The organism is Pseudomonas sp. 300 (assembly GCF_055803035.1).
Genome location: NZ_JAVLRV010000002.1, coordinates 1,293,215 through 1,299,170, shown reverse-complemented (window position 1 = coordinate 1,299,170; position 5,956 = coordinate 1,293,215). Strand labels below are relative to the sequence as shown.

Here is a 5,956-nt window from a genome sequence, read left to right as displayed (position 1 = left end):
ACTGGTCAGTTGTGATGCAGATGGGGGGCAAGTCCGTGCAACTCCAAACGCCCAGCCGCCCGCTGGGCTTTTTACTGCCCGCTCGGCTGCTCAGTCGCACACTTTTCACCTGCCAAATTCAAACTGTTACGGCCCAGAAAAGCTGGACCTCAATGGTGAGGTGGGTATGTCTACCGATTCGAGTTTTCAAAACCAAACACAAGGTTCTGTTCCATCCAAGCCTGAGCCAGGTTCAGATGAGCCGACGCTAGATCCAGACGATCCGAACAAATACGATCCGTTGAAAAATCCAAGCGATGATCGTCCAGAAGACTGGAAGGATCCTGGTGAGAGGACTACCCCAGAGGCGGATGAACAGACACCGCTTTCAGACGATAGGAGATAGGAGAGAAAGCCCGGCCGTTGAGCCGGGTTTTTCTTCTCCGTTCGTCCACTGCGCTGCACTTGTAACGCTTTGCCGTTTCTCATGTTTAAGCACGGACATCCCGCGCATCAGTACGGAGGTTCAGCATGGACATTGACGAGAACGCACCTGGCAACAAATCACAGCAGCCCGAAACGCGCACGACGGACAACGAAACCGGCCATGACCCCAAGAGGGACGAGCCCGAAGTTCCGCTGCCTCCAGACGACGAGGCTCCTGTCGACGAAGACATGACTGACGTGGATGCAAATAACTCGGTGTCGAGTGAGCATCCAGAAGCTGGACAGAGCGGTCGAGTCGATAACCCTGACGCCGACCCACAGATGGACGATCAGGACGAAAACGATAAGGAAGCTCGCGGTATGCCTGCGAGTGACCCTGAATCAGGTGCCTGAATGAGTTCGGATGATTTCCGATGCCCGCTCAACGCGGGCTTTTTTACGCCTCAAGTTTACCTGTAGCCAGGGCAGCCCTTGGGGAGGCCTGGACGTCGATGGCCGTATAGTGCGACGTACGGAATCAACACCGGCAGCCCCCCACACCCTGACCTCAGATGCTTTTGGGGTGGTGCGAGACGGGATCAGCGAGACCGATGCAATAGGGCGTCGGCGCCGTGAACGTCTTCGGCAGACCGCGGGATTTAGAGCAGTGAATAGCCGCTGGGTTCGTACACGCGTCTAATGCCTGCTTTTGGCCGATTCTGTTGAAAAAGCCGGCCATGGTTTACGCGTCAGAAAAATACGCGTCCGAGATTGAAAACTTTACTTTTTGCAGGGGCTTCCGGACTCGGATTTCACGTAGCAGCGTGCAAAAAAGGCGTTTTCACCACTCAATGATCAGGCAGTTTGGGCAGACCGACTTTTTCAACAGAATCGGCCGACTGCAGTCCCTCGCGACACTCCGCCTCCCCACTAAACACCGCGAACGATGAAAGTATGCGCGGCAGCGAATGTGAGCTTTAATGTCCGTGCTCATAGGCAGCCACATAAGCTTCGACTCCGAACGATGAGGGATGCGCCTGACGGCGGGTTCAGGTGGCCATGCACTTGTCTAATCAAGGAAGAATCGACATTGAAAATAGCTTTCTGCACCCTGTTTTTGACCTGCCTGACGACTCTCGCATTCGCTGACGAGAACCCTGTCGGCTTCCAGTCTTCCACACTGCCGGACTCGCACAACGGCCGCGCACTGGAGATGGTCGTCTGGTACCCCAGTGCAACTACCGCCGCCACGCAATTGATCGGCGATGATGTGGTGTTCGTCGGGGCTTCTGCCGTTCGTGATGCGCCGCCCGCTGCTGGCAAGCATCCCTTGTTGGTGCTCTCCCATGGGTACAGGGGGAACTGGAGCAACCAGATCTGGCTTGCCAGTGCTCTGGCCCACAGGGGTTACATCGTCGCCGCGATCAATCACCCTGGCACCACCACTCATGACCGTAGCCCTCAAGCAGCGGCGCAGTTGTGGCAGCGGCCCGTTGATGTGCGCCGGGCCATTGATAGCGTCACGGCTCAACCTGAAAAATTCGGCGTGGTCGCCACTGATCGAATTGCAGTAGCGGGCCATTCACTCGGCGGCATGACCGCCCTGGAGATCGCCGGAGCTCGTTTCGATCCAGACCGCTTCGCGCAAAACTGCAAAGCCTACCCGCAGTTAGCCAGTTGCTCCGTCTATGAAAAGATAAACCCCGCAAGCACCGCAGAATCAAAGGCCGCGCTGGGCGTCGATTTGCGCGATAAACGCGTCACTGCTGTGGTGACATTGGACCTGGGTCTTTCACGGGGCATGACCGATGAAAGCCTGGCCGCGTTGCCGGTACCCACGCTGGTGATCGCTGCCGGCGTACCGTCGCACGATCTTCCCGCTGAGTTGGAGTCTGCCAACCTGGCCAAGCGCCTGCCATCAGCGACAAGCCGTTACGTCGAAATCAGCGATGCAAGCCATTTCAGCTTCTTGTCGATTTGCAAACCGGGTGCGGAGGTAATGCTCGAAGAAGATGTGCCCGGCGATGGCATCATTTGCCGGGATGGCGACAATGGGCGTCCGCGTGAGGTGATTCAACAGCAGATCACATCGCTGATAGCAGAGTTTCTTCAGTCACCTATCGACAAAGAAGGCAGTTTGTAAACGCGAACACGAAAAAGCCCGGCTGATCAGGCCGGGCTTTTTGGGTATTGCGGTGACGCGATTTGTTTATGCAGCGCGGCTTTCGATCAAGCGATCCGAGCCACCTTCAGCAACGCGGTTTTCGATCAGACGGTCGGAACCACCTTCAGCCACACGATTCTCGATCAAACGATCCGAACCACCTTCAGCGACGCGGTTTTCGATCAGGCGATCCGAACCACCTTCAGCGACGCGGTTTTCGATCAGGCGATCCGAACCACCTTCAGCTACGCGGTTTTCGATCAGACGGTCGGAACCACCTTCTGCTACGCGGTTTTCGATCAGGCGATCCGAACCACCTTCAGCCACACGATTCTCGATCAAACGATCCGAACCACCTTCAGCGACACGACTTTCAATCAGACGATCCGAGCCGCCTTCAGCGACAACCGGGTGAGTCGAGGTAGCGGCGAAAGCGTTAACTGCAAAAACCGAGAAAGCGATGCTGAGAATGGTTTGGCGTTTCATGATCGTGTGCTCCGGGGTGTTGTTGGTTGGTATGGAGCAGATGTTACGCCGCAGAATTTTTAAGAGAACTTCATTGGCGTGATGGTGACCATCGACGGCATTGATAGGGCGGGCGGCCTACCTCTGGTGCGCGTGATGATGGGGTGCAGCCGTTCGGCGTTGTAACTCTGCGCGTTGTTCCAGGCGACACCTTTGCCCTCGGCAAACACCGTCCGGTTCCCCACCTCATCCGCCCCCAAACCAGATGAATGACTAAGACTGAAGTCTTAGCGCGCTGATGATGAAAGCATGAAGGCTATTGACCGCTTTAGACCCGCGAGAGGCTCGGCTACGTAAAATCGAAACTTCCATAGGTTCAATGTTTCCTAAGTTGTGCTCGCTACTTAAGACGTGAAGCGACGCCTGCACGCTGCACTGAGTGATCGCGGCAATAGCGAGCCCACCCTCAACTGCTGCCACCTGACCAGCAAGGCTGGAGCTGTTGTATACCACCCTGAATTCGCGTCCCTGTTGGGTCAGTGAGTTCACGGCATAACGCCGGGCCAGGCTTTCACGTTCGTAGACTGCGATAGGCACCGGGTCTCGCCTCCACAGTTCGAACTGGGGTGAGCCAACCCAAACCATGGGTTCTTTGAAGAGAAATGTGCCGCTTTGAGGCGAGTCCCTGGACACCAGCGCAAGATCAAGATCGCCGCTTCGCACACGCGGGATAAGCGTGGTCGACTGTTCACAGGTCAGTTCTATTTCCACGCCTGCGTAGCGCGGCGAAAACCGCTTCAGAACCGGCGTGAGATACCTTGCCGCGTAGTCCTCTGCGATGCCAAGGCGGATTCGTCCGGTTAACTCTTCACCGTGAAAAGCCGCTTGGGTCTCAGCGTACAGTGCGAGCATGCGACGGGCGTAGCTCAACAGTGTCTGGCCGTCAGCGGTCAGTTGAAGGTGCCTCGGGCCACGACTCAACAACTGCCGTCCAAGCGCGGCCTCCAGTTTCTTCATCTGCATGCTGACAGCGGATTGCGATCTGTTTACCTCGTGGGCGGCGCCAGATAGCGAAGCGGGCTTGCGTTGGCTCCTCGCTTTCATTGCCCGACGGGTTGATTGTACCGATCCTGGATGCGCTTCAGCTCGCCAGAGTGGCGCAACTGCTCCAGGGCTCTGGCCCAGGCGTCTACCAGTTCGTCGTCACAGTCGCGGCTGAAGGCGATGTACAGCGATGAGCGATAGAGCTCGATGGGGATCTGTCGCAGCGTGCCGGGGGTAATGTTCAATTGGCGGCTGTAATAAGCCACCCCCGCATCGGTGTCGCCTATGATGATGTCGGTGCGCCCGGCTAGCAGCATGCGATAGAGCTGCCGGCTCTCGGTTGCACTTTTTTCGAGGTTGTTGAAGCCCCGCGACTGCAGCATCTCGGGTATTAGGCCGGCATGTCGCGTGGTGATCCGTGGGGCGTGCATTAGCTGCTCTAATGAATTCACCGGCGGCTGCGCATTGGCTAACTGATAGGGGTGAATGGACTCTTCCACGATCGGTCCGACCCACTTGTATAACGATTCGCGCTCCGCGGTGCGGAATAGGGAATACATTATGGTCTTGGGCCGGCTCTTCAATGCGTGGGTGCTTCGCATACTGGGCAGCAGCATCACCTTAAAGTCATCCCCGGTCAGCGCCATGATGCCCCGAACGATCTCCGTGGCCATGCCGGTGAGCTGATTGTTCTCCTGATAGTTGTACGGCGCCCACTCTTCAGTAACGACCTGATACTGCTCGGCCCTGACGGGAGTGCCAAGAAATAAACAGAGCAGCGCGGCAGTAAGTGTCGAAAGATTCACGTGTTCTGCCTGGTGGGCTGTGAGGTGATCAGGGGGATCTGATTAACAGGGGTCGTCCATTATAGACCCAGGCACACGTCAAACGCCTGATGCAGTCCGGTAAACCTTCAACACGGCAATGAAGACACACGAACCGGCACGCGTGGTGCAGGACTTACAAGAGCGTTTAGCGGATTGCTTCTTATCGGTATTGGTTGGGACAAGCCGTGATCGTTCAGCCGAAAGCAGACAAGAGTTATGCCGCAGAAAAAAGATGTCCGATCTTTTTATGTTCGAACAAAAAACGGGCGCCTTCAGCGCCCGTTTTCATTCACTCCTTCGTCTGCGCCCGCAATCGTCGCCCAATCACATCCATCAAATCACAACCATCGCGCAACGGAATGGCCAGCAGTTTGGAGAAGTCCGACAGCACCACCGTGTCGCAACCAATCTCTGCGCGAAAGGCGATGTTTTCCAGCACCTGAGTAACTGCGCGAATTCGGTAATCAGCGGCGGCTTGCAGAACGTCGAGTGGAGCTTGGGTATCGATGAGCAGGGAGGCCGGGATCAGGTCGATTCCGGTGAGGGGCATGTATCTTTCCATAGATGAAACCTCATTCAGTTTGTTGAGACCGCCAACAGATCGTCGCCAAACGAATAGGGTGGCAGTTGCGCGCAGGTTGGCGAACCGGGAATGAGAAACCGGCAGACCCGAAGGTCTCCCGCGCGCAACCGCCATAGTACAGCGGTTTTGCGGCTGCGACGACGCCTGCAAATGAGCAGGCGGCCCTCGCACTCATAACTCGGGTCGCCAAACCCGTATCGCCATTTTGGGCGACGGGTCGGACTATAAGCCTCATCAGAACAGCGGGGAAGGTGACGCATTCCGAGGTTTGTGTAGGAATTTTTATGCCGTCCTAGGACCGGTAACCAACGTTGCGGAATGGATCGAAAACATCGCCAAAACATTCATTCAACTTTGTTCATCCCCGCTAACGCTATCCTCTAGAATCCCAACCTCCGCAGTCGAGACGGACCTCCACCCAATGCAAACCCCCACCACCCAACACCCCCTCTGGAAAACCTACCTCCT

The 5,956-nt window shown here is 56.4% G+C and carries 6 protein-coding genes and 1 pseudogene; 3 read left to right on the top strand and 4 right to left on the bottom strand.

Annotated elements, in window-relative coordinates:
- From Q7W83_RS12590 to Q7W83_RS12580, 3 genes are all read left to right on the top strand, one after another.
- Positions 1-385 (top strand): hypothetical protein (locus Q7W83_RS12590; protein WP_473656148.1); only part of this gene is annotated, 385 nt, incomplete at its 5' end.
- A 125-nt stretch (positions 386-510) separates the two neighbouring features.
- On the top strand, positions 511-819 hold the full coding sequence (locus tag Q7W83_RS12585) for a hypothetical protein (protein ID WP_123366410.1): 309 nt from the start codon (positions 511-513) through the stop codon (positions 817-819).
- 676 nt (positions 820-1,495) lie between these two features.
- Positions 1,496-2,548, top strand: coding sequence for an alpha/beta hydrolase family protein (locus Q7W83_RS12580; protein ID WP_473656147.1), 1,053 nt, complete (start codon positions 1,496-1,498; stop codon positions 2,546-2,548).
- Between the two features lie 66 nt (positions 2,549-2,614).
- On the opposite strand, the gene Q7W83_RS12575 is transcribed toward Q7W83_RS12580, so the two are convergent.
- The 4 genes and pseudogenes from Q7W83_RS12575 to Q7W83_RS12560 all read right to left on the bottom strand — a co-directional run bounded on the left by Q7W83_RS12575 (position 2,615) and on the right by Q7W83_RS12560 (position 5,467).
- Positions 2,615-3,055 (bottom strand): phage infection protein, encoded by a 441-nt coding sequence (locus Q7W83_RS12575; protein WP_473656146.1) that lies wholly within the window; start codon positions 3,053-3,055, stop codon positions 2,615-2,617.
- A gap of 252 nt (positions 3,056-3,307) precedes the next feature.
- A pseudogene (locus tag Q7W83_RS12570) lies at positions 3,308-4,108 on the bottom strand (LysR family transcriptional regulator); the annotation flags it as partial.
- A gap of 26 nt (positions 4,109-4,134) precedes the next feature.
- Entirely contained in the window at positions 4,135-4,884 is a 750-nt protein-coding gene (locus Q7W83_RS12565; RefSeq protein ID WP_473656145.1) for a substrate-binding periplasmic protein, read from the bottom strand.
- A 310-nt stretch (positions 4,885-5,194) separates the two neighbouring features.
- Positions 5,195-5,467: a hypothetical protein gene (locus Q7W83_RS12560; RefSeq protein ID WP_150634348.1), complete on the bottom strand. Its 273-nt coding sequence runs from the start codon at positions 5,465-5,467 to the stop codon at positions 5,195-5,197.
- Positions 5,468-5,956 lie beyond the last annotated feature (489 nt).